We start from the raw sequence: 23,266 nt of genomic DNA, 5'->3' as shown, positions 1-23,266 counted from the left end.
CCGCGCGCTGAGGGCGAAAGCATAAAAAACGGCAACCAGGGTTGCCGTTCTGCTTTTATCTCGCCAGCCGAGGCACTCAGCGGCGCGATCTCACCACCTGATACCGGCGGGTAAAATACTCAAACGGCGCGCTCCACACGTGTACCAGACGGGTGAACGGGAAGAGCAGGAAGATCGTCATACCCAGCACCAGGTGAACGCGGAAGATAAAGTCCACCCCGTTCAGCATCTCCGAAGAGCCGCCGCGGAAGGTGACGATACCCTGCGCCCAGCCAACCAGCTTCATCATCTCGCTGCCGTCCGGGTAGCGGGCAGAGAAGGGGATTGTGCTCAGGCCAAGGATGCACTGGAATAACAGGATGCTCATAATAATGATATCCGGCGTGGTCGAGGTGGCGCGCACCCGCTGGTTAAACAGGCGGCGATAGAGCAGCATCGCGCCGCCTACCAGCGTCAATATTCCGCAAACGCCACCGAGCACCATCGCCAGCTGCTGCTTAACGGCGATCGGTAAAAACCAGGCGTACATCCAGTGCGGGGTTAACATGCCGAACAGGTGCCCGAAAAAGATCCCCAGAATCCCGACGTGAAACAGGTTTGAGGCCCAGTTCATTCCGCGCTTGCTGAGCATCTGGCTCGATGAGGCGCGCCATGTGTATTGCCCGTAGTCGTAGCGCAGCCAGCTGCCGAGGAAAAACACGGTGGCGCAGATGTACGGATAAATGTCGTAGAAAAACACGTTCAGGTAATGTGTCATTTTGGGCCTCCGGCGCTGACGTCTACGTACTGCGGTGCAACGTCCTGGCTAAAGCGTCGTTGATATTGCTGCATCGGCGAGCTGTCGCACGATGTCGCGTTGTCTTCGATAAACTTCACCTGTTCCTCTTCCCACACGGCGTCCAGCGCCTGACGGGTATCATCCCGTTTTTCACCGGACACCTGTTTTGCCACGCTGTCGCTGGAAAGCCGCGTTCCCGCCAGCGCCAGCAGGGCGTCAAACAGCTGGTAATGCGCGACGTCGCGCTGCTTGAGGCGCCCACCAATCAGCGCCAGGATCGGCGCGACGTTTTGCAGCCCTTCACGCGCCTCGTCGTCGCTGACCAGGCTGAGATACTCCAGGTAGAGGGGCAGGTAGTCCGGCAGCTCGCGGCAGTCCAGCTCCAGCCCGGCTTTCTCATACTGCCCCATGAGATCGACCATTGCCTGACCGCGATCGCGGGACTCGGCGTGAACATGCTCGAATAGCAGCAGCGAGGTCGCGCGGCCGCGTTCAAACACTTCACACCACTCGGCCTGCTTATCCAGCAGCGGGGCGCTCAGGTGCTGCTGCGCAAACGGCAGCAGCACGGGCGCGTCCTGGTCTATCAGGGATAGCGCTTCTTCGCGGTTTTCCCACAGCAGCTCATCGGGATACTCAATCAGCAGCGCGATGATTTTGAGGATCTGCATTACTCACCCTCCCCATGTTCGCGCACCTCGGTGATGTTGATCGCGTCGATGCGGCTGCTGTTGAAGAGGTTGAATTTGGTGTCGGAGCCGTGGCAGCCGTCGCCAAAGGTGAAGCCGCAGCCGTTTTTCTCCGGGAAGGCGTCGCGCGCCATTTCACGGTGGCTGGTCGGGATCACGAAGCGGTCTTCGTAGTTGGCAATGGCCAGATAGCGGTACATCTCCTCGACCTGCGCTTCGGTCAGGCCCACCTCTTCGATGGCGCGGGTATCGGTTACGCCTTCTACGGTCTGGGAGCGCTTGTAGTGGCGCATCGCCATCATGCGCTTCAGGGCGCGCAGCACCGGGCCGGTATCGCCGGCGCTGAGCATGTTCGCCAGGTACTGCACCGGGATGCGCAGGCTTTCAACCGCAGGCAGAACGCCGTCGCTCTGGGGCAGGCCGCCCGCGTCCGCGTAAGACTGAATCGGCGACAGCGGCGGCACGTACCAGACCATCGGCAGGGTGCGGTATTCCGGGTGCAGCGGCAGGGCGAGCTTCCAGTCCATCGCCATCTTGTAGACCGGAGATCGCTGGGCGGCGTCGATTACGTTTTGCGGAATGCCCTGCTTCAGCGCTTCTTCAATCACCGCCGGATCGTTCGGGTTGAGGAACACGTCGCACTGGCGCTCGTACAGATCGGTTTCATGCTCGGTGCTGGCCGCTTCTTCTATACGGTCAGCGTCATACAGAAGCACGCCGAGATAGCGGATGCGCCCGACGCAGGTTTCCGAGCACACGGTCGGCTGGCCGGACTCGATGCGCGGATAGCAGAAGATGCATTTTTCTGACTTGCCGCTTTTCCAGTTGAAGTAGATTTTCTTGTACGGGCAGCCGCTGATGCACAGACGCCAGCCGCGGCATTTGTCCTGGTCAATCAGCACAATGCCGTCCTCTTCGCGCTTGTATATCGCACCGCTCGGGCAGGTGGCGACGCAGCTCGGGTTCAGGCAGTGCTCGCACAGGCGCGGCAGGTACATCATGAAGGTGTTTTCAAACTGGCCGTACATCTCTTTCTGGATCTTCTGGAAGTTGCGGTCGCGGGCGCGTTTTTCGAACTCGCCGCCCAGCAGCTCCTCCCAGTTTGGACCCCAGACGATCTTGTCCATCCGCTTGCCGTCAATCAGCGAGCGGGGGCGGGCGGTAGGGAGGTGATCCCCCTCCGGCGCGCGGTGCAGATCCTGATAATCAAAGGTAAAAGGTTCATAATAATCATCAATCTGCGGCAGGACGGGGTTAGAAAATATTTTCGACAGCACCCCCATTTTGCCGCCGAGGCGCGGCGTCAGCTTGCCGTGAATGCCGCGGATCCAGCCGCCTTGCCACTCCTCCTGATCTTCCCAGTTTTTGGGATAGCCGATGCCCGGTTTGGTCTCCACGTTGTTAAACCACGCATATTCCATCCCTTCGCGCCCGGTCCAGACGTTCTTGCAGGTGACCGAGCAGGTGTGGCAGCCGATGCATTTATCGAGATTCAGTACCATGCCAACCTGTGAGCGTATTTTCATTTTTTCGCCTCCTGTACCTGATCCCGACCTTCGCCGTCCAGCCAGTTAATGTTTTTCATTTTGCGGATCATGATGAACTCGTCGCGGTTCGAGCCGACGGTGCCGTAATAGTTGAAGCCGTACGCCAGCTGCGCGTAGCCGCCAATCATGTGGGTCGGTTTCGGGCAGACGCGGGTTACCGAGTTGTGGATCCCGCCGCGCCGTCCGGTCACTTCCGAGCCCGGAATGTTCAGAATGCGCTCCTGGGCGTGGTACATCATGGTCATACCCGGCGGCACGCGCTGGCTGACCACCGCGCGGGCGGTGAGGGCGCCGTTGGCGTTGAAGGCTTCGATCCAGTCGTTGTCTTCAATGCCCAGCTCGCGGGCATCGGTTTCGCTGATCCAGACGATTGGCCCCCCGCGCGACAGGGTCTGCATCAGCAGGTTTTCGCTGTAGGTGGAGTGAATGCCCCATTTCTGGTGCGGCGTAAGGAAGTTCAGCGCTTTTTCCGGGAAGCCGTTCGGCGGGATCTCGCGCATATGGGTGACGCTGCGGGTGTCAATCGGCGGACGATAGGCCACCAGGCTCTCCCCGAAGGCGCGCATCCAGGCATGGTCCTGATACAGCTGCTGGCGGCCCGAAATCGTGCGCCACGGGATCAGCTCGTGAACGTTGGTATAGCCCGCGTTATACGACACGTGCTCGCTCTCAAGGCCGGACCACGTCGGGCTGGAGATAATTTTACGCGGCTGCGCCTGGATGTCGCGGAAGCGAATTTTCTCGTCTTCCTTATTCAGCGCAAGATGGGTGTGATCGCGCCCGGTCAGTTCGCCCAGCGCTTCCCACGCTTTTACCGCTACCTGACCGTTGGTTTCCGGCGCGAGGGAGAGGATCACCTCAGAAGCGTCAATGGCGGTTTCAATGCGCGGACGGCCTTTTGCCGGGCCGTCGAGCTTGACGTAATTGAGCTTGCCGAGGAAATCGACCTCCTTCTGTGTGTTCCAGGAAATGCCTTTCCCGCCGTTGCCGAGCTTGTCCAGCAGCGGCCCAAGCGCCGTAAAGCGCTCGTAGGTTTCCGGATAGTTGCGCTCGACGACCGCAATGGTTGGCGCGGTTTTGCCGGGGATCAAATCGCATTCGCCTTTGCGCCAGTCGAGAATATCGAACGGCTGCGACAGTTCCCCCGGCGAGTCGTGCTGTAGCGGCTGTAGCACCACGTCGGTTTCGGTCCCCAGGTGGCCGACGCAGACCTCGGAAAAGACTTTGGCGATGCCCTTGTAGATCTCCCAGTCGCTGCGGGACTCCCACGCCGGATCAACGGCGGCGGAAAGCGGATGAATAAACGGATGCATGTCCGAGGTGTTCATGTCGTCTTTTTCATACCAGGTGGCGGTCGGCAGCACGATGTCGGAGAACAGGCAGGTGCTGGACATGCGGAAATCGAGCGTCACCAGCAGGTCGAGCTTGCCCTCGATGGCGGCGGTCTGCCACTCCACTTCCTCTGGCTTCACGTCGTCCGTTGAGCCTAAATCTTCACCCTGAATACCGCTCTCGGTGCCGAGCAGATATTTCAGCATGTACTCATGGCCTTTACCGGACGAGCCGAGCAGGTTAGAGCGCCAGACGAACAGGTTGCGCGGGTGGTTCTTGCCGCTGTCGGGCTGTTCGCAGGCGAAGCGGATATCGCCCGATTTTAACGCCTGAACGGTGTAATCCTGCGGCGACATCCCGGCGGCGTCGGCGCGCGCCTTCACGTGCAGCGGGTTAAGGTTGAGCTGAGGCGCGGACGGCAGCCAGCCCATGCGCTCGGCGCGAACGTTAAAATCAATCAGGTGGCCGGTGAACTTCGACGCGTCCGCCAGCGGTGAGAGCAGCTCCTGCGCGGTCAGCTTCTCATAGCGCCACTGGCTGGCGTGATTATAGAAGTACGAGGTGCTGTTCATCTGGCGCGGCGGGCGGTTCCAGTCCAGCGCGAAGGCCAGCGGCAGCCAGCCGGTTTGCGGGCGCAGCTTTTCCTGCCCGACATAGTGCGACCAGCCGCCGCCGCTCTGCCCGACGCAGCCGCAGAAGACCAGCATGTTGATCATCCCGCGGTAGTTCATGTCCATGTGGTACCAGTGGTTCACACCGGCACCGAGGATGATCATCGAACGGCCGTGGGTTTTATGCGCGGTGTCGGCAAACTCGCGGGCGATTTTTTCGATGAGGTATGCGGGTACGCCGGTAATTTGCTCGCCCCAGGCTGGAGTGTAGGCTTTAACCTCGGCGTAGCTGGTTGCCGCGTTGCCGTCTTCGAGGCCGCGATCGAGGCCGTAGTTCGCCAGCACCAGATCGTAAACGCTGACCACGCGTTTCTCGCTGCCGTCGGCGAGCGTGAGGGTTTTACTCGGCACGCGGCGCGTCAGCACCGGTTCCTGCTTCACGCTGCGAAAATGCGGGTTCTCGTTGCCGCCAAAGTACGGGAAGGCGACGTCGGCCACGCTGTCGTGGGTGATGAGCAGCGAAAGGGTCAGCTCGGTTTCCTGACACGCGGCAAGCGATTCCAGGTTCCATTTGCCTTTTTCGCCCCAGCGGAAGCCAATGGAGCCGTTCGGCACCACCAGATTCCCGGCGACGTCAAAGGCAACGGTTTTCCACTCCGGATTGTTGGCTTCTCCCAGCCCCTCGGCCAGATCCGACGCGCGCAGCATGCGGCCCGGCACCACGCGACCGTCTGCCTGCTCGTCGAGCAGCACCAGCATTGGCATATCGGTATAGCGGCGGCAGTAGTTGAGGAAGTAGTCGCTTGGGTTATCAAGGTGGAACTCTTTGAGGATCACATGGCCCATCGCCATGGCGAGCGCGCTGTCGGTACCCTGTTTTGGTGCCAGCCACTGGTCGCTCAGCTTTGCCACTTCCGAGAAGTCCGGGGTGATGGCGACGGTCTTGGTGCCTTTGTAACGCACCTCGGTGAAGAAGTGGGCATCAGGAGTACGCGTCTGCGGCACGTTTGAGCCCCAGGCGATGATATAGCTTGAGTTATACCAGTCGGCGGATTCCGGCACGTCGGTCTGTTCGCCCCAGGTCATCGGCGACGCGGGCGGCAGGTCACAGTACCAGTCGTAGAAGCTGAGGCAGGTGCCGCCGATCAGGGAGAGGTAGCGCGTGCCGGCGGCGTAAGAGACCATCGACATCGCCGGGATAGGCGAGAAGCCGGCCACGCGGTCCGGGCCATAGTGCTTGATGGTCCAGACGTTGGCGGCGGCGATCAGCTGGTTCAGCTCTTTCCAGTTCGAGCGGATAAACCCCCCGCGTCCACGCGCCTGCCTGTAGCTCTGCGCCTTTTGCGGATCGTTCTGGATGGCATCCCAGGCCAGCACCGGATCGCTATGCTGTGCCAGCGCCTCGCGCCAGAGTTCAATCAGCCTGCGGCGCACCAGCGGGTATTTAAGACGGTTGGCGCTGTACAGATACCACGAGTAGCTCGCGCCACGCGGGCAGCCGCGCGGCTCATGGTTAGGCAGGTCAGGGCGGGTACGCGGATAGTCGGTCTGCTGGGTTTCCCAGGTCACCAGGCCGTTTTTAACGTAGATTTTCCAGCTACAGGAGCCGGTACAGTTAACGCCGTGGGTGGAGCGCACAATTTTGTCGAACTGCCAGCGCTGACGGTAGCTGTCCTCCCAGTCGCGGTTGGTGTGATACACCTGCCCGTGCCCATCGGCGAAACTGTCGCCTTTTGTCTTGAAGTAACGGAAGCGGTCCAACAGTTTGCTCATGACATTTCTCCTGCTTCGATAGCATTGCCGGAGGGCGTGGCGCACGCTCCGGCGAAGATATAGTTATTATTTTTGTGAGGATTTGCGGCCATACACCAGCCAGGTGACGAACACGCAGACGATGTAAAACACGAGGAATACCTTCATGGCGCCCACCGGCGAGCCGGTCATCGCCAGCGACGTGCCAAAGGCTTTAGGAATAAAGAAGCCGCCGACCGCACCGATGGCAGAGATAAAGCCCAGCGCGGCGGCGGTTTCGGTCACCGCCTCATGCTGCGCCTGCTCGTCGGTGCCGCCCTGCTTTTTCACCCGGTCGATGGTGATTTGGCGGAAAATAATCGCGATCATCTGGAAGGTCGACCCGCTGCCGAGACCGGCGGTAAGGAACAGCCCCATGAAGACCAGATAGAACGCCATAAAGCTGCCTGAACCCGAGCCGGGAAGCGTCAGGAAAATCAGGGCGCTAAAGACGGCCATAAAGACAAAGTTGAAAAGCGTCACCCGCACGCCGCCCAGTTTGTCCGAGATCATCCCACCCGCAGAACGCGCCAGGGCACCAATCAGCGGGCCGAAGAAGGCGAGGTGCAGGATATTCACGTCCGGGAACTGGGTCTTCGACAGCATGGCAAAGCCCGCCGAGAAACCGATGAACGAGCCGAAGGTGGCGAGATAAAGCAGGCTCAGCAGCCAGAGGTGAAAACGCTTAAGCACCGGAAGCTGGCTGGCAATAGACGCTTTCGAGCTGGCGATATCGTTCATGCCGAAGAAGGCGGCAAGCGTGGCCAGAATCAGCAGCGGCGCCCAGATCCAGGCCGCGTTAGCCAGCCACATTGTCGAGCCGTCCTCCTGCGGTACGCCGTGTACGCCGAAGAAGGTGAACATTGGCAGGAAAATCACCAGCGGCGCGACCAGCTGCATCACGCTGACGCCCAGATTGCCCAGCCCGCCGTTAATGCCCAGCGCGCTGCCCTGCCTGGCCTTCGGGAAGAAGAAGCTGATATTACCCATGCTGGAAGCGAAGTTAGCACCGGCAAAACCGCACAGCAGCGCAATGATGATAAAGACCCAGTATGGGGTAGCGGTGTTTTGTACGGCGATCCCCAGCCAGACGCAGGGCACGACGAGGATAACGGTACTTAACACGGTCCAGTACCGCCCGCCAAATATCGGCACCATAAAAGAGTAGGGGACACGCAATATTGCGCCGGAGAGAGAAGGTAGCGCCGTTAGCATAAAAAGCTGGTCGGTGCTGAAATTAAATCCGACTTTATTAAGATTTACCGCAATAGCGCTAAATAACATCCACACGCAAAACGCCAGCAGCAAACAAGCCACAGAAATCCATAGATTTCTTCGAGCGATATGTTTCCCTTTATTCTCCCAAAATTGCGCGTTTTCCGGTTTCCAGTTACTCAACAAATGTTGATTACTCTTCTCACTTTGATGTGACATATCGCCCTCTTGCTTAACCAAATGGAGAGAAAAAACAAGTAAAAACAGAAGGATGCCTGTTGGTTGCTTGTGAAAATTATTGGATTTTATGGGATACATCTGAAAGGATAGATAAAAAAGCGAATCCCTGAGTTTGGAAAGGGAATCAGGGTTCGCATTATGTGTTACTAATTGTAACTTTTGGAGGGAATTAATACCCCAATGGGAGTATTAAAACAATTCGAGGGAGATCAGTTTATCCAGATGCTTATTAAATGCCGCGTCGTCTATCTCGGGCATATTTAAGACGTAAATTCCGTCCAGCCCGCATACCAGGCCGATTAATCGCCATGCAATATTTTCCGGCAGGTCATTAAGGATAAAGGCATTAGCCTGCGCGCCGGCACGAATAATCGCGACCGTCTCCTGGTGCCACATTTCCATGGTCAGCACGTAAGCGCCTTTGACGTCGTTATCCCGGCTGGCAAGAATTTGCGCCTCACGCCACAGGCGAATGTAGGGCTCAAAACCGCCATCATCGCTGCCGAGCATGGCGTGCAGCCGCTCCCGCCAGCTGGCATTTTCACCCACCACTTCAGCATCCAGCAAATCGCGGATCAGGCGGACAAACGCCAGCGATTTTAGCTCGCCAGCCGAAGCAAAATGGTGATGAACCTGCCCGGTGGCTACGCCCGCTTCGGTGGCGATGCGGCGAACGGTCATCGCGGCCAGCCCTTCGGTCAGCGCCACGCGCATAGCGGCCTGTAAGATCTCTTCCCGACGCTCGTCCTTGCTCAGATAACGCATAATATCTCACTCTCAATGGGAACGAAACGAGTGTAACAAAAAGCTGGACAAGTGTTCAACTTTACGTAGGATCGCAATCTGGACATGTGTCCAGTTTTTATCTGATAAGGAAATTTATGTTTCGTCAGTGGTTAGCGTTGGTGATTATCGTGCTGGTGTATATCCCGGTGGCGATTGACGCGACGGTGCTGCACGTGGCCGCACCGACATTGAGCATGACGCTGGGGGCCAGCGGAAATGAATTGCTGTGGATTATCGATATTTATTCGCTGGTCATGGCGGGAATGGTGCTGCCGATGGGCGCGCTGGGCGATCGCATAGGCTTTAAGCGCCTGCTGATGATCGGCAGCACGCTGTTTGGCCTGTCGTCTCTGGCGGCGGCCTTTGCACCGTCGGCGGGCTGGCTAATTGCTGCCCGCGCGTCGCTGGCTATTGGCGCGGCGATGATCATTCCGGCCACGCTTGCCGGGATCCGCACGCTGTTTATCGACGCGCGGCACCGTAATATCGCTCTTGGCGTCTGGGCCGCCGTCGGCTCGGGCGGGGCGGCGTTTGGCCCTCTGATTGGCGGTATGCTGCTGGAGCATTTTTACTGGGGATCGGTATTCCTGATTAACGTGCCGATCGTGCTGGTCGTGGTCTCGCTCGCTGCGCGGTTCGTGCCCGCTCAGCAGGGACGGCCTGAACAGCCGCTCAATATCAGCCACGCCATCATGCTGATTGTGGCCATTTTGCTGCTGGTATATAGCGCTAAAACCGCGCTGAAAGGCGTGCTGTCTCCGTGGCTGGTGCTCGGTACCTTACTCACCGGGGCGGTGATGCTGTTTATCTTCGTCCGCATTCAGCTGCGGGCGCGCGTGCCGATGATTGACATGCGCCTGTTTTGCCACCGCATTATTTTAAGCGGCGTGGTGATGGCGATGACCGCCATGATCGCGCTGGTGGGCTTTGAGCTGCTGATGGCGCAGGAGCTGCAGTTCGTTCATGGCTTTACGCCGTTCGAAGCGGGGATGTTTATGCTGCCGGTGATGGTGGCGAGTGGATTTAGCGGGCCTATCGCCGGGGTGCTGGTCGGTCGCCTGGGGCTGCGCATCGTCGCGGCCGGGGGCATGGGGCTCAGCGCGGTCAGCTTTATCGGCCTGTCGATGCTCGACTTCAGCACGCAGCAGTGGCAGGCGTGGAGCCTGATGGTGCTGCTGGGCTTCAGTGCCGCCAGCGCGCTGCTGGCATCCACCTCTGCGATCATGGCCGCGGCGCCGAAAGAGAAGGCCGCTGCCGCAGGGGCGATCGAGACCATGTCCTATGAGCTGGGCGCGGGTCTGGGAATTGCCATTTTCGGACTGCTGCTGACCCGCAGCTTCTCGGCGTCGATTGCGCTGCCGCAGGGGCTGAACGCGGCCCTCAGCGAGAAAGCGTCGTCGTCGATCGGTGAAGCGATGAGCGTCGCGCAGGATCTGACGCCTGCCCTGGCCGAGTCGGTGATGTCGGCGGCGAAATCCGCGTTTATCACCTCGCACAGCGTGGCGTTAGGCAGTGCGGGAGGCATGCTGCTGGTTCTGGCGGTGGGGATCTGGTTTAGCCTGGCGAAAGCGCCGCAGCAGTAATAAAAAAGGCCAGCCGCGAGGGCTGGCCTTTCTGCACTAACGCATCTTAGAACTGGTAGGTCAGACCTACAGCCACGATGTTGTCGGTTGCAATTTTTGCATCACTGGTGAACTTGCTGTCGTCGAGCAGGTTGATTTTGTAATCAACGTAGGTAGACATGTTTTTGTTGAAGTAGTAGCTCGCGCCAACGTCAACGTATTCAACCAGGTCCTGGTCGCCGTAAGAGCCGATGTCTTTACCTTTGGATTTCAGGTAAGCGATGGACGGACGCAGGCCGAAGTCGAACTGATACTGAGCAACAACTTCGAAGTTCTGCGCTTTGTTGGCGATGTGGCCGTTACCGAACGCGGTCATGTTGCGGGTTTCAGAGTAGGTGGTTGCCAGGTAGATGTTGTTCGCATCGTACTTCAGGCCGGCAGCCCAGACTTCCGCATTTTCACCGCCTGCGTTCAGGTCGCTTGCAGCATTAACCTGACGGTCGGTACGGTCAGATTTTGCGTAAGTTGCGCCCGCCGCGAAACCGTCGAACTCATAGGTAGAGGACAGACCCCAGCCGTCACCGTTAGATTCGGTGATGTCTTTACGGTCGTTTTTACCCTGGTACTGGGCAGCAACGTTCAGGCCGTCAACCAGACCGAAGAAGTCGGTGTTACGGTAGGTTGCAACGCCGGTAGTACGGCCAGTCATGAAGCCGTCGGTCTGGGTCCAGGTATCGCCACCGAATTCTGGCAGAACGTCAGTCCATGCGCCGATGTCGTAAGCAACGCCGTAGTTACGACCGTAGTCGAAGGAACCAAACTCGTTGAATTTCAGGCCAGCAAATGCCAGACGGGTTTTGTTGCCGTCGGAACCCTGATCTTCAGAGCGGTTGCCCTTGAACTCATATTCCCACTGGCCGTAACCGGTCATCTGGTCGTTGATCTGCGTTTCACCTTTGAAACCCAGACGAACGTAAGTTTTGTCGCCGTCGTTATCCGTATCATCAGAGAAATAGTGCAGACCCGTAACTTTGCCGTACAGGTCCAGTTTGTTACCGTCTTTGTTAAAAACTTCAGCTGCGTTAACAACGCCTGCTGCCAACATGGAAGTGACTGCCACTGCAACTAATTTAAGTTTCATCTTAAATAATCCTTATAATTTTATTTAGGTGTTTCCTAAGCCAGCTGGACGATTTTTAAACGAGGCAGATCGTCAATGGCAGACTATTTTTGAAATTCCGTAGTCTGGTTTCAATAATAAGTTTCAAAATATTAAAGATAATTTCAATTAGTGTGATCATGATCTGAAAAATTGCGGTCGAACCGCCTGATTCGATGAATAAATATACATAAAGCGATTATTAACTAATCAGGATAATATGCACCCAAATAGTTTTTGAGCGTTTATGTTTTTTACGTCAGCGAGTTCAATAGGCGAGCGGAAATAAATATCTTTGAAGTTTTTCTATCGTAGAAACAGGTGGTTATGAGGATTTGCTTAAGTGGTTGCTTAATTTTCATCAGAAACACCCAGAAATAAACTATTGCACATTGTGCTATTTAGGGGGCAAATATTAAGCCTGCATTAATTTCGCGCATTGTCAGTTTGTGTCAATTTAGTGCCAGAATATCGATGAGTTTTAGCACTATAAACAGAATGTCCTGTGCGCTCTAATGTTATGAATAATATCCTGATGTGTGATCACATTTTAAATTATTGTTAATTTTTTGCCGGGCAACGCGCGTACCCGGCAAAAGCGTGCAGGGTTATTTACGTGTGGCGTACCAGCACAGCAGTGAACCGGCGCAAACCAGCAGTGCGCCTTGCCAGAACGAGAATGAAAGGGGAGAGCTGAGCAAAATAGCCGCGAGCGCGGCGGAAAGTACCGGCGTAAAATAAGATACCGCCGCAAGCATCGTCACGTTCCCGTGAAGAATGCCTATATTCCAGGCCGCATAGCCGAAGCCGAGCGCAACGCCGCACATTAACAACTTCACCACCACCGGTACGCTGAACGCCATGTCAGGCTGATCGCTTAAGGCATATTTGACCCACAGGCTTATGGCGGTCAGCAGGACGAAAAGGGTGATGCCGTTTTGCCCCTTCGCGTACTTGCTGGTGACGGTGCAGTAGGCGGCCCAGATAAAGGCGCCTGCAAACGCCAGCCCGTAGCTTAGCGGGCTGGAGACGACGTTGCGCATAATGTCATCCACGTGCAGGCCGCTTTCGCCGCCTAAAACCCAGCACACGCCCAACAGCGAGACGAGAAGCCCAGGCACCACCCACAGGGTAGATTTTTGCCCGTTGAACAGAATGGCGAACACGATCGTCAGGCTCGGCCAGAGGTAGTTGACCATGCCTACCTCAATGGCCTGCGAGCGCGTCGCGGCATAGCCCAGCGACAGGGCAAGGCACATCTCATAGCTGACAAACAGGACGCTGCCCGCTATGAGATAGCGCGTGGAAAAACGCCGCAGATCCGGAAAGCCCACCGTCACCAGGCACAGTAATCCGCTGACGGTGTAGATCATCGCCGCGCCGCCCACCGGGCCGAGCCCCTCACTTACGCTGCGGATAAGTCCTACCATCGTGCTCCACAGCAGTATGGCCGCCAGACCAATCAGCGTTGCTCTTTTTCTGTCCATTACCCAGCCAGTCCCATAAAAATCAAAGGGAAAACTTATAGCATCTATCCGCTTCTTCTGGCGAATTTTCTCAGATCCGGTTAACCCATAAGGGTTAAAAAAACGTACCGGCGGTGACTATTAAGGGGGCGAACTTTGACGACCTTGATTTGACGCAAAAAAAACAGGGGCTTTGCTGTTAGTTTGCGGCGCGAAGTCTTATCAGATAACGAGGACAGCAATGGACGTCAGCCGCAGACAATTCTTTAAAATCTGCGCGGGCGGTATGGCCGGAACAACAGCCGCTATGCTGGGATTCGCTCCCAAAATGGCGCTGGCTCAGGCACGCAACTATAAACTGCTGCGTGCGAAAGAGATCCGTAACACCTGCACATACTGCTCCGTGGGTTGTGGGCTATTGATGTATAGCCTGGGTGATGGCGCGAAGAACGCCAAAGAAGCGATTTATCATATTGAAGGGGATCCGGATCATCCGGTGAGCCGCGGGGCGCTTTGCCCGAAAGGGGCGGGGCTGCTGGACTACGTTCACAGTGAAAACCGCCTGCGCTATCCCGAGTATCGTGCGCCGGGTTCCGACAAGTGGCAGCGCATCTCCTGGGACGACGCATTCTCCCGTATCGCAAAACTGATGAAAGCGGACCGGGACGCCAACTTTATTGAAAAGAACGAGCAGGGCGTCACGGTTAACCGCTGGACCTCCACCGGGATGCTGTGCGCGTCTGCGGCGAGCAATGAAACCGGCATGCTGACGCAAAAATTTGTGCGCTCCCTCGGCATGCTGGCGGTTGATAACCAGGCGCGCGTCTGACACGGACCAACGGTAGCAAGTCTTGCTCCAACATTTGGTCGCGGTGCGATGACCAACCACTGGGTTGATATCAAAAACGCAAACGTCGTGGTGGTGATGGGCGGTAACGCCGCAGAAGCCCATCCGGTGGGATTCCGCTGGGCGATGGAAGCGAAAAACAACAACGATGCGACGCTGATCGTCGTCGATCCGCGCTTTACGCGTACGGCATCGGTGGCCGATATTTATGCGCCGATCCGCTCCGGTACGGACATTACGTTCCTCTCCGGCGTGCTGTTGTACCTGATCGAAAACAACAAAATTAACGCGGAATACGTTAAGCATTACACCAACGCCGGCCTGCTGGTGCGGGAAGATTTTGCCTTTGAAGATGGCCTGTTCAGCGGCTATGACGCAGAGAAGCGTCAGTACGATAAATCTTCCTGGAACTATCAGTTCGACGAAAATGGCTACGCGAAACGGGACGATACCCTGACCGATCCGCGCTGCGTGTGGAATCTGCTGAAACAGCACGTTTCTCGCTATACGCCGGACGTGGTGGAGAATATCTGCGGTACGCCAAAAGCGGACTTCCTGAAAGTGTGTGAAGTTCTGGCCTCCACCAGTGCCGCCGACAGAACCACCACGTTCCTGTACGCGCTGGGCTGGACGCAGCACACCGTCGGCGCGCAGAACATCCGCACCATGGCAATGATCCAGCTGCTGCTCGGCAACATGGGGATGGCCGGCGGCGGCGTGAACGCGTTGCGCGGCCACTCCAACATTCAGGGCTTAACCGACCTCGGCCTGCTGTCCACCAGCCTGCCAGGCTACCTGACGCTGCCGTCCGAAAAGCAGAGCGACTGGCAAAGCTGGCTTGACGCCAACACGCCAAAAGCAACGCGACCGGACCAGGTGAACTACTGGAGCAACTATCCGAAGTTTGCCGTGAGCCTGATGAAATCTTTCTACGGCGACGCGGCGCAGAAAGAGAATGACTGGGGCTTTGAGTGGTTGCCGAAATGGGACCAGGCGTACGACGTCATCAAGTATTTCAACATGATGGATAAGGGTGACGTCACCGGCTATATCTGCCAGGGCTTTAACCCGGTTGCCTCATTCCCGGATAAAAACAAAGTCGTCCGCAGCCTGAGCAAGCTGAAGTACATGGTGGTTATCGATCCGCTGGTCACCGAAACGTCAACCTTCTGGCAGAACCACGGTGAATCAAACGATGTCGATCCGGCAGCGATTCAGACCGAAGTGTTCCGCCTGCCGTCCACCTGCTTTGCGGAAGAAGATGGCTCCATCGCTAACTCTGGCCGCTGGCTTCAGTGGCACTGGAAAGGCCAGGATGCGCCGGGCGAGGCGCGTAATGACGGTGAAATTCTGGCCGGCATTTACCATCGCCTGCGCGATCTGTACCGCACCGAAGGCGGTAAAGGCGCTGAACCGCTGCTGAAGATGAGCTGGAACTATAAGCAGCCGGATCGTCCCGAGTCCGAAGAGGTGGCCAAAGAGAATAACGGCGTGGCGCTGGCGGATCTGTACGACGCCAGCGGCAACCTGGTGGCGAAGAAAGGCCAGCTGCTGAACAGCTTTGCGCTGCTGCGCGACGATGGTACCACCGCCTCTTCCTGCTGGATCTACACCGGCAGCTGGACGGAGCAGGGTAACCAGATGGCGAACCGCGATAACGCCGATCCGTCAGGCCTGGGCAACACGCTGGGCTGGGCATGGGCGTGGCCGCTGAACCGTCGCGTGCTGTACAACCGTGCATCCGCAGACGTGAACGGCAAGCCCTGGGATCCGAAGCGCATGCTGATCGAGTGGAACGGCACGAAGTGGGCGGGGAACGATATCCCGGACTTCAACACCGCCGCACCGGGCAGCAACACCGGGCCGTTTATCATGCAGCCGGAAGGGCTGGGACGCCTGTTCGCCATCGACAAGCTGGCGGAAGGGCCGTTCCCGGAACACTACGAGCCGATGGAAACGCCGCTCGGTACCAACCCGCTGCACCCGAACGTGGTGTCGAGTCCGGTGGTGCGCATCTATGAAGACGACGTGCTGCGCCTGGGCAAAAAGGACAAGTTCCCGTATGTCGGAACGACCTACCGCCTGACCGAGCATTTCCACACCTGGACCAAGCACGCGCGGCTCAACGCCATCGCGCAGCCGGAACAGTTCGTGGAGATCAGCGAAACGCTGGCGAAAGCGAAAGGGATCGCCAATGGCGATCGCGTGAAGGTGAGCAGCAAGCGCGGCTTTATTCGTGCCGTCGCGGTGGTTACCCGTCGTTTGCAGTCCCTGAACGTTCACGGTCAGCAGGTGGAAACGGTCGGTATTCCGCTGCACTGGGGCTTTGAGGGCGTGGCGCAGAAAGGCTATATCGCCAATACCCTGACGCCAAACGTCGGCGATTCCAACTCGCAAACGCCGGAGTACAAAGCGTTTCTGGTCAACATCGAGAAAGCGTAAGGAGCGATTAAATGGCGATGGAAACACAAGACATTATTAAACGCTCCGCGACCAACCCGATAACCCCCGCGCCTCGCGCGCGGGATTACAAGGCTGAAGTCGCCAAGCTTATCGATGTCTCATCCTGCGTGGGCTGTAAGGCCTGCCAGGTGGCCTGCTCGGAGTGGAACGATATTCGCGACGAGGTGGGGCACTGCGTTGGGGTTTACGATAACCCGGCGGATCTGAGCGCCAAATCCTGGACGGTGATGCGCTTTAGCGAAACCGAACAGAACGGCAAGCTGGAGTGGCTCATCCGTAAAGATGGCTGCATGCACTGTGAAGATCCGGGCTGTCTGAAGGCGTGTCCGTCGGCGGGTGCAATCATTCAGTATGCCAACGGGATCGTCGACTTCCAGCAGGATAACTGCATCGGCTGCGGTTACTGCATTGCGGGCTGCCCGTTTAATATCCCGCGCCTCAATAAAGAAGATAACCGGGTATACAAATGCACGCTGTGCGTGGACCGCGTTAGCGTGGGTCAGGAGCCTGCCTGCGTCAAGACCTGCCCAACCGGCGCGATCCACTTCGGCACCAAAAAAGAGATGCTCGAGGTGGCGCAGCAGCGGGTGGACAAGCTGAAAGCGCGCGGCTACGACAAGGCGGGTATTTACAACCCGCAGGGCGTGGGCGGAACCCACGTGATGTATGTCCTGCATCACAATGACCAGCCGGAGCTGTATCACAACCTGCCGAAGGATCCGGCCATCGATACCTCCATCAACCTGTGGAAAGGGGCGCTTAAGCCGCTCTCGGCGGCGGGCTTTATCGCCACCTTTGCCGGGCTGATTTATCACTACATCGGTATTGGGCCGAATAAAGAGGTGGATGACGACGAGGAGGAGCATCATGAGTAAGTCGAAAATGATAGTGCGCACCAAATTTGTCGATCGCGCCTGTCACTGGACGGTGGTCATCTGCTTCTTCCTGGTGGCGGTCTCCGGCATCTCGTTCTTCTTCCCGACGCTGCAGTGGCTGACGGAAACCTTCGGGACACCGCAGATGGGGCGTATTCTTCACCCGTTCTTCGGCGTGCTGATTTTCGTGGTGCTGATGTTTATGTTCGTGCGTTTCGTCCATCACAATATCCCGGATAAGCAGGATATTCCGTGGGTGAAAGGCATCGTTGAAGTTCTGAAAGGCAACGAGCATAAAGTCGCGAAGGTAGGCAAATATAACGCCGGGCAGAAAATGATGTTCTGGACCATCATGAGCATGATTTTTGTGCTGCTGGTGACCGGGGTCATCATCTGGCGTCCGTATTTCGCCCACTACTTCCCGATTCAGGTAGTGCGCTACGCGCTGCTAATCCACGCGACGTCGGCCATTATTCTGATCCACGCCATCCTGATCCATATGTATATGGCATTCTGGGTGAAAGGGTCGATTAAGGGCATGATTGAAGGGAAGGTGAGCCGCCGCTGGGCGCAGAAACACCATCCTCGATGGTATCGGGACGTTGAGCGTCTTGAAGCGCAAAAAGAGAGTTCGGAAGGGTTGAAGTAAGCCTTGCGCCGTCGGCTTTGTCCGGCGGCGCTGCGCTTGCGCGGGCCTGAACATTGAATTGTCGCAGCATTAAAGCACCCTGAAAAACTCATCATCAGTTATTGTTCCGTACTTTTCTACAAGCTCATTCATTACTCGAATAAATGCACGATACGCTTCCGATACCTGGCGTTTTGCCGTCCTGCCTGGCGTCGAATGTCTCAGGGGCTTAGTTGGTGTCATACTTCTTGATGAACCGTACTCTGGTGTTTGTTTCATTTTTTTCCCCCTTGGTTGGTGCGGCCATTATCGGCAGAAGGCAATAAAAAAAATACCGTTTCCCCTGGTAATATAAATTATGCGAACCGCCTTCCAGTATAATTAACCTCGATCTGCAAGATGCCTGAAGGAATATTTTCGGTTTATTTTGTAAGCTCTGCGTTTCGATAATTCAACCTTATCTGCATGCCGTCCTTTATATGTACTCTGTGAAATCGTTCGAGAAAGCGGCGCTACCCTCTGCGGCCCGTATCCGGTCGCGGAATCGAGGCCGTGGCCTGGGTGTAATCGACCTGAATAAATGGATTAATGTGTCAGAAAGCTGGTTTGAGCTGGCTCACCATACAAGTTTAATCAATAATGCACCCTGCATATTTTTCAAACGTGGCTGTAGTATGAAAAAGACAATTTTTTCGTTGGCGCTTGGCACCTTTGGCCTGGGGATGGCTGAATTTGGCATCATGGGCGTGCTGACAGAGCTTGCACATGACACGGGAATTTCTATTCCCTCCGCCGGGAATATGATTTCGTTTTACGCCTTTGGCGTGGTCATCGGCGCGCCGATTGTGGCGCTGTTCTCCGGCAAATTCTCCCTTAAAATAACGCTGCTGTTTCTGATGACGATGTGCGTCGTTGGTAATGCTCTGTTTACTTTCTCAACGTCCTATGTCGGGCTGGCGGCGGGGCGGTTAATCTCTGGCTTCCCTCATGGCGCGATTTTCGGCGTGGGGGCGATCGTCCTGTCGAAGATCGCACCGCCGGGAAAGGTGACGGTTGCCGTCGCCGGGATGATCGCCGGGATGACCGTAGCCAATCTGCTGGGCGTACCGCTGGGTACCTGGCTTGGGCACGAGTTTAGCTGGCGTTACACCTTCTTTTTAATTGCGGTGTTTGACGCGCTGGTGATCCTGTCGGTCCTGCTGTGGGTGCCAGATATACGCGACACGACAGCCACCCGGCTGACGGAACAATTTCGCTTCCTGAAGAAACCGGAGCCGTGGCTCATTTTTGCCGCCACGATGTTCGGCAACGCCGGCGTGTTTGCCTGGTTTAGCTTCGTGAAGCCGTTTATGGTCAACGTGTCAGGCTTCTCCGAGGGGCTGATGACCGCGATCATGATGCTGATGGGGCTTGGCATGGTGCTGGGTAATATGCTCAGCGGAAAATTATCCGCGCGCTTTAGCCCCCTGCGCATTGCGGCCACCACCGACCTGGTGATTGTGGCCTCGCTGCTGGCATTGTTCGCTTTTGGCGAACTGAAAACCGCTTCGCTGGTGATGGGATTCGTCTGCTGCGCCGGGCTGTTTGCGCTCTCTGCGCCGCTGCAAATTCTGCTGCTGCAAAATGCGAAAGGGGGCGAGATGCTGGGGGCGGCAGGCGGGCAGATGGCGTTCAATCTCGGCAGTGCAATTGGCGCGTATTTTGGCGGAATGACGATCGTTCTCGGCTTCAGCTGGAGCTACGTCACGCTTCCGGCGGCGATCTTGTCCTTCTCGGCAATGACCTCGCTGCTGTTGTATGGCCATTTATGTGCCAAAAAGCGCCAGGCCAACGCCCGGGCGCTGGCCTGATTTTACTCAGTTGAGATCTCCTCACCCTAGGGTGGGGAGACCAAGCCTGAATTACGAGCGTAAATCAATTACCATGCGGCCACGGATCTGGCCCTGTTCCATCTCTTTGAAGATGGCGTTGATATCTTCCAGCGGACGCATCGTGACCTTCGGCACGACCTTGCCTTCCGCCGCAAACTGGAAGGCTTCGAGCAGATCCTGACGGGTACCCACCAGTGAGCCCACCACCTGAATGCCGTCCAGTACCAGACGGGGAATATCCAGGCTCATCGCTTCCGGCGGCAGGCCAACGGCCACCACGCGGCCCCCGGCACGCACCGCATCAACGGCGGAGTTGAAGGCCGCTTTCGCCACTGCCGTCACCACGGCTGCGTGTGCGCCGCCCGTTTTTTCCTGAATCACTTTTGCCGCCTCTTCGCTGCGGGAGTTCACGGTCAAGTCCGCGCCCATGCTGGCGGCGAGCTTCAGCTGTTCGTCGTTCACATCGATTGCGATGACTTTTGCATTAAAGACATTTTTAGCGTACTGCAGCGCGAGGTTGCCCAGGCCACCCAGTCCGTAAATCGCAATCCACTGTCCGGGTTTGATGTCAGAGACCTTCACGGCCTTGTAGGTGGTTACGCCGGCGCAGGTAATGCTGCTCGCCGCCGCGGAGTCCAGCCCGTCCGGGACTTTTACGGCGTAATCAGCGGTCACGATACACTCTTCAGCCATGCCGCCGTCAACGGAATAACCCGCGTTTTTCACGGCGCGGCACAGGGTCTCGTTGCCTGTATTACAATATTCACAGTGACCACAGCCTTCAAAGAACCACGCCACGCTCGCACGGTCGCCCACTTTTAACGACGTTACGCCCGGGCCGATCTCTTTGACGATACCAATCCCTTCGTGGCCGAGGATCACCCCGGTTTTGTCACCAAAATCGCCGTTCTTAACATGAAGATCGGTGTGACAAACCCCGCAGCACTCCATTTTCAGCAGCGCTTCACCGTGCCTGAGCGAGCGTAAGGTTTTATCCGTGACGTTAACCTGATGATCCTGAGTGACAACAGCAGCCTTCATGTGTTTCTCCTTTTCATGATGAGTATCTGCATAGCAGGTGTAATACCTCCTAAGGATTAATACGTTGGCGCTGTAATGCAAGGCATCCGCAACATAATGTCATTATTTAGTGCAATTTCAGATTAAGAATACGGCGATCCTCTAATAATCGGTAGGGGAATACGCCGTCTGGAAAAGGGTAAAAATGACCCGGCGTAACGACCACCGGGTACTGAGTTACAGCCGGGCTTCTATTTCCTCAATCTCTTTACGCCACTGCGCCTGGAGCTGCGGCTTCTGATGTTTTGGCTTTCGCGCCAGGTCCTCTTCCAGCAGCGCTTCAAGCGCGACCAGGCGTTCGAGCAGATCGTCAGGTTGAGAAGGTTGCGCCCTGGACGCGGCCGTCGACGCCGCTTGTGCAACCGGCTCAGTGCCTTCACGCAGCCGGTCGAACACCGCCTCCGCGTCGTGCCATTCGCTCAGCCTGCCGTCCTCAATCAGCCAGAAACGGTTACAGCTTCGGCTAATCAGATGACGGTCGTGGCTTACCAGCAGAACGCCGCCTTCAAACCGTTGCAGGGTTTCGGCCAGAGCGTCTTTGCCTTCCATATCCAGATGGTTTGTTGGCTCATCCAGCATCAGCAGGCTATAGCGGGCAAGCGTCAGGCCGACAAACAGCAGGCGTGAACGCTCGCCACCGCTCAGCGTACTGACTTTCTGCCCGTGACGCGCCCACGGGAAACCGGCGCTGATAAGCGCCATTTTGCGGGTCTGCGGATCGGGCGAGAAAGGTTCCAGCGCATCAAGCAGCGCCGCATCGTCCGGCAGCTGGTGCAGCGTCTGGTCGTAGTAGCCGGGCGAGACGCGCGGATGACGCTTAAGCCCGTCATCTGAGATGTCGTCACGAAAATGTCGCCAGATAAGCTTCATCAGCGACGATTTACCGCAGCCGTTACGACCCACAACTGCAATGCGGTCGCCGCTTTTCAGGCGCGCGCTGTCAATCGTAAACAGATCCGGCAGGCCCGGCGCAGGGGGCACGCCGAGGTTGGTGATTTCAAGCAGGCGGTCTGCCCGCAGCGCGTCCCCGCGCAGGGTTAAGGTCCACTGGCTGCCCTCCGTCAGTTCCGTCTGATTATCCTTCAGCCGTTCGACCTGTTTTTCCATCTGCTTCGCCTTACGGGCGAGATCTTCGTTGTCGTAGACCTTGCCCCAGGTCGCCAGCCGCTTCGCGCTGGCCGTTACGCGGTCGATTTCCTTTTGCTCCGCCTTATGGCGCTGCGCGTCGCTTTCATCTTTAGCTTCAAGCGCCTTGCGTGCCGCCGTGCAGGGAAGGGCAAAGTAGTGCAGCGTCTTATCGCGCAGGATCCAGCTGCCGTTGGTCACCGCGTCCAGCAGCTGCCGGTCGTGTGAGACAAGAACAAAGCTGCCGGACCAGTTCTGTAAAAACTGCTCCAGCCAGAGCAGGGTTGGCAGGTCAAGGTGGTTGCTCGGTTCGTCCAGCAGCAGCAGATCCGGATCGCCAATCAGCGCTCGCGCCAGCAGTAAACGCGTGTGCTGGCCGCCGCTCAGCGTAGCGGATTGCAGCGCCGTTTCCTGCGGCGTGAAGCCCATACTGGCAAGCAGCGTTTCCGCTTTCCAGCGCAGGCTGTCGCGCTCGCCGGTCGGCAGCTGAGCCAGCACCGCATCCAGCATGGTCAGGGGATAAATAGCCTCCGGCAGGTGCTGTTCCACGCGCGCCATCAGACAATGACCCGCAAGAGAAACCGTTCCGGCCGCAGGAAGTTGCGTTCCGTCGAGGACTTTAAGCAGCGTGCTTTTGCCGCAGCCGTTATCGCCCAGCAGACCAAGGCGGTCGCCTTTTTTTAGCGTAAAGGAGAGAGAGTCGAAGAGCGTGCCAAACGCTGTATCAACGCGTAATGAATGTGCAGTGAGTAAAGTGCTCATTGTTGCTTACCCAAGAGTTACAGGCATGGTTATGCCTCGTCAAACATCGCTGACGATAACTCAGTAAGCCCGAGAGAAGGGATTTCAGGGGTTGGTGGCTTCGCTCAAGCAGAAGTTATCGCAGCACGATACCGATAACGCTTGAGCTGGTGCGATCGCCAAGAGTATGTGAAAAATTAAAAATTTCACAATACAGCATAATTGGCCTCCTTATATATTCAGTGGGTTGATGGATGAAGGGAGTGTAGCGGGGGAATGTGGGTTTGGCTAGCGGGGAGTGCCGTATATTCCCCTCACCCTAACCCTCTCCCCGTGTACGGTCCGGGGACATGGTAGACAGGTGTTCGGGGACATGGTGAACACTTTTTAACATCCTTTACCCATGGTGATCGACTTTTTCTTCAGGTCGATCACCCCCACTTTCGTGCTGTACCACCAC

Annotated in this window: 16 protein-coding genes; 5 read left to right on the top strand and 11 right to left on the bottom strand. The window is 57.0% G+C overall.

Annotated elements, in window-relative coordinates; all coding sequences use genetic code 11:
* Positions 1-76: 76 nt before the first annotated feature.
* The 6 genes from narI to OWK27_RS19185 all read right to left on the bottom strand — a co-directional run bounded on the left by narI (position 77) and on the right by OWK27_RS19185 (position 8,968).
* Positions 77-757 (bottom strand): respiratory nitrate reductase subunit gamma, encoded by a 681-nt coding sequence (gene narI, locus OWK27_RS19210; RefSeq protein ID WP_148419791.1) that lies wholly within the window; start codon positions 755-757, stop codon positions 77-79.
* Positions 754-1,449: a nitrate reductase molybdenum cofactor assembly chaperone gene (gene narW / locus OWK27_RS19205; RefSeq protein ID WP_267590995.1), complete on the bottom strand. Its 696-nt coding sequence runs from the start codon at positions 1,447-1,449 to the stop codon at positions 754-756. The genes narI and narW overlap by 4 nt, the downstream gene beginning before the upstream one ends.
* On the bottom strand, positions 1,449-2,993 hold the full coding sequence (gene narH, locus OWK27_RS19200; RefSeq protein WP_193355176.1) for a nitrate reductase subunit beta: 1,545 nt from the start codon (positions 2,991-2,993) through the stop codon (positions 1,449-1,451). Before narH ends, narW begins: the two co-directional genes overlap by 1 nt.
* Positions 2,990-6,730: a nitrate reductase subunit alpha gene (locus OWK27_RS19195; RefSeq protein ID WP_267590994.1), complete on the bottom strand. Its 3,741-nt coding sequence runs from the start codon at positions 6,728-6,730 to the stop codon at positions 2,990-2,992. Before OWK27_RS19195 ends, narH begins: the two co-directional genes overlap by 4 nt.
* A gap of 66 nt (positions 6,731-6,796) precedes the next feature.
* Complete coding sequence (locus tag OWK27_RS19190; RefSeq protein WP_267590993.1) at positions 6,797-8,182, bottom strand: NarK family nitrate/nitrite MFS transporter; 1,386 nt, start codon at positions 8,180-8,182, stop codon at positions 6,797-6,799.
* Positions 8,183-8,392: 210 nt separating this feature from the next.
* Positions 8,393-8,968: a TetR family transcriptional regulator gene (locus OWK27_RS19185; RefSeq protein WP_148419796.1), complete on the bottom strand. Its 576-nt coding sequence runs from the start codon at positions 8,966-8,968 to the stop codon at positions 8,393-8,395.
* Positions 8,969-9,084: 116 nt separating this feature from the next.
* On the opposite strand from OWK27_RS19185, the gene OWK27_RS19180 reads away from it, so the two are divergent.
* Complete coding sequence (locus OWK27_RS19180; RefSeq protein WP_267590992.1) at positions 9,085-10,572, top strand: MFS transporter; 1,488 nt, start codon at positions 9,085-9,087, stop codon at positions 10,570-10,572.
* Between the two features lie 46 nt (positions 10,573-10,618).
* On the opposite strand, the gene ompC is transcribed toward OWK27_RS19180, so the two are convergent.
* Entirely contained in the window at positions 10,619-11,692 is a 1,074-nt protein-coding gene (gene ompC, locus OWK27_RS19175; protein ID WP_267590991.1) for a porin OmpC, read from the bottom strand.
* 626 nt (positions 11,693-12,318) lie between these two features.
* Positions 12,319-13,197 carry an aromatic amino acid DMT transporter YddG gene (yddG, locus tag OWK27_RS19170; protein ID WP_267590990.1) on the bottom strand — a complete coding sequence of 293 codons (879 nt, stop codon included), beginning with the start codon at positions 13,195-13,197 and terminating at the stop codon, positions 12,319-12,321.
* A gap of 220 nt (positions 13,198-13,417) precedes the next feature.
* On the opposite strand from yddG, the gene fdnG reads away from it, so the two are divergent.
* Genes fdnG through fdnI form a run of 3 tightly spaced genes read left to right on the top strand, consistent with a single transcriptional unit; the run spans position 13,418 to position 18,010 of the window.
* The gene (gene fdnG, locus OWK27_RS19165; RefSeq protein WP_267590989.1) at positions 13,418-16,465 is read left to right on the top strand and encodes a formate dehydrogenase-N subunit alpha; all 3,048 of its coding nucleotides are present in this window, start codon (positions 13,418-13,420) and stop codon (positions 16,463-16,465) included.
* A gap of 11 nt (positions 16,466-16,476) precedes the next feature.
* A complete protein-coding gene (fdxH, locus tag OWK27_RS19160; protein WP_148419801.1) occupies positions 16,477-17,361 on the top strand; it encodes a formate dehydrogenase subunit beta in 885 nt (294 codons plus the stop codon).
* A complete protein-coding gene (fdnI, locus tag OWK27_RS19155) occupies positions 17,354-18,010 on the top strand; it encodes a formate dehydrogenase-N subunit gamma (RefSeq protein ID WP_176610272.1) in 657 nt (218 codons plus the stop codon). The genes fdxH and fdnI overlap by 8 nt, the downstream gene beginning before the upstream one ends.
* A gap of 69 nt (positions 18,011-18,079) precedes the next feature.
* Here fdnI and OWK27_RS19150 read toward each other — a convergent pair whose 3' ends face one another.
* Entirely contained in the window at positions 18,080-18,268 is a 189-nt protein-coding gene (locus OWK27_RS19150; RefSeq protein WP_267590988.1) for a hypothetical protein, read from the bottom strand.
* Between the two features lie 395 nt (positions 18,269-18,663).
* Between OWK27_RS19150 and araJ the strand changes: the two genes are divergently transcribed.
* The gene (araJ, locus tag OWK27_RS19145) at positions 18,664-19,839 is read left to right on the top strand and encodes an MFS transporter AraJ (RefSeq protein WP_267590987.1); all 1,176 of its coding nucleotides are present in this window, start codon (positions 18,664-18,666) and stop codon (positions 19,837-19,839) included.
* A 51-nt stretch (positions 19,840-19,890) separates the two neighbouring features.
* Here araJ and adhP read toward each other — a convergent pair whose 3' ends face one another.
* Positions 19,891-20,901: an alcohol dehydrogenase AdhP gene (gene adhP, locus OWK27_RS19140; protein ID WP_267590986.1), complete on the bottom strand. Its 1,011-nt coding sequence runs from the start codon at positions 20,899-20,901 to the stop codon at positions 19,891-19,893.
* Between the two features lie 216 nt (positions 20,902-21,117).
* On the bottom strand, positions 21,118-22,827 hold the full coding sequence (locus OWK27_RS19135; RefSeq protein ID WP_267590985.1) for an ABC-F family ATP-binding cassette domain-containing protein: 1,710 nt from the start codon (positions 22,825-22,827) through the stop codon (positions 21,118-21,120).
* Positions 22,828-23,266: the final 439 nt, after the last annotated feature.

The sequence above is a fragment of the Enterobacter cloacae complex sp. 2022EL-00788 genome, from assembly GCF_026627565.1.
GTDB lineage: Bacteria > Pseudomonadota > Gammaproteobacteria > Enterobacterales > Enterobacteriaceae > Enterobacter > Enterobacter pasteurii.
Note: the sequence above shows the minus strand (reverse complement) of the source record. Positions and strands in the feature narration are given on the sequence as shown.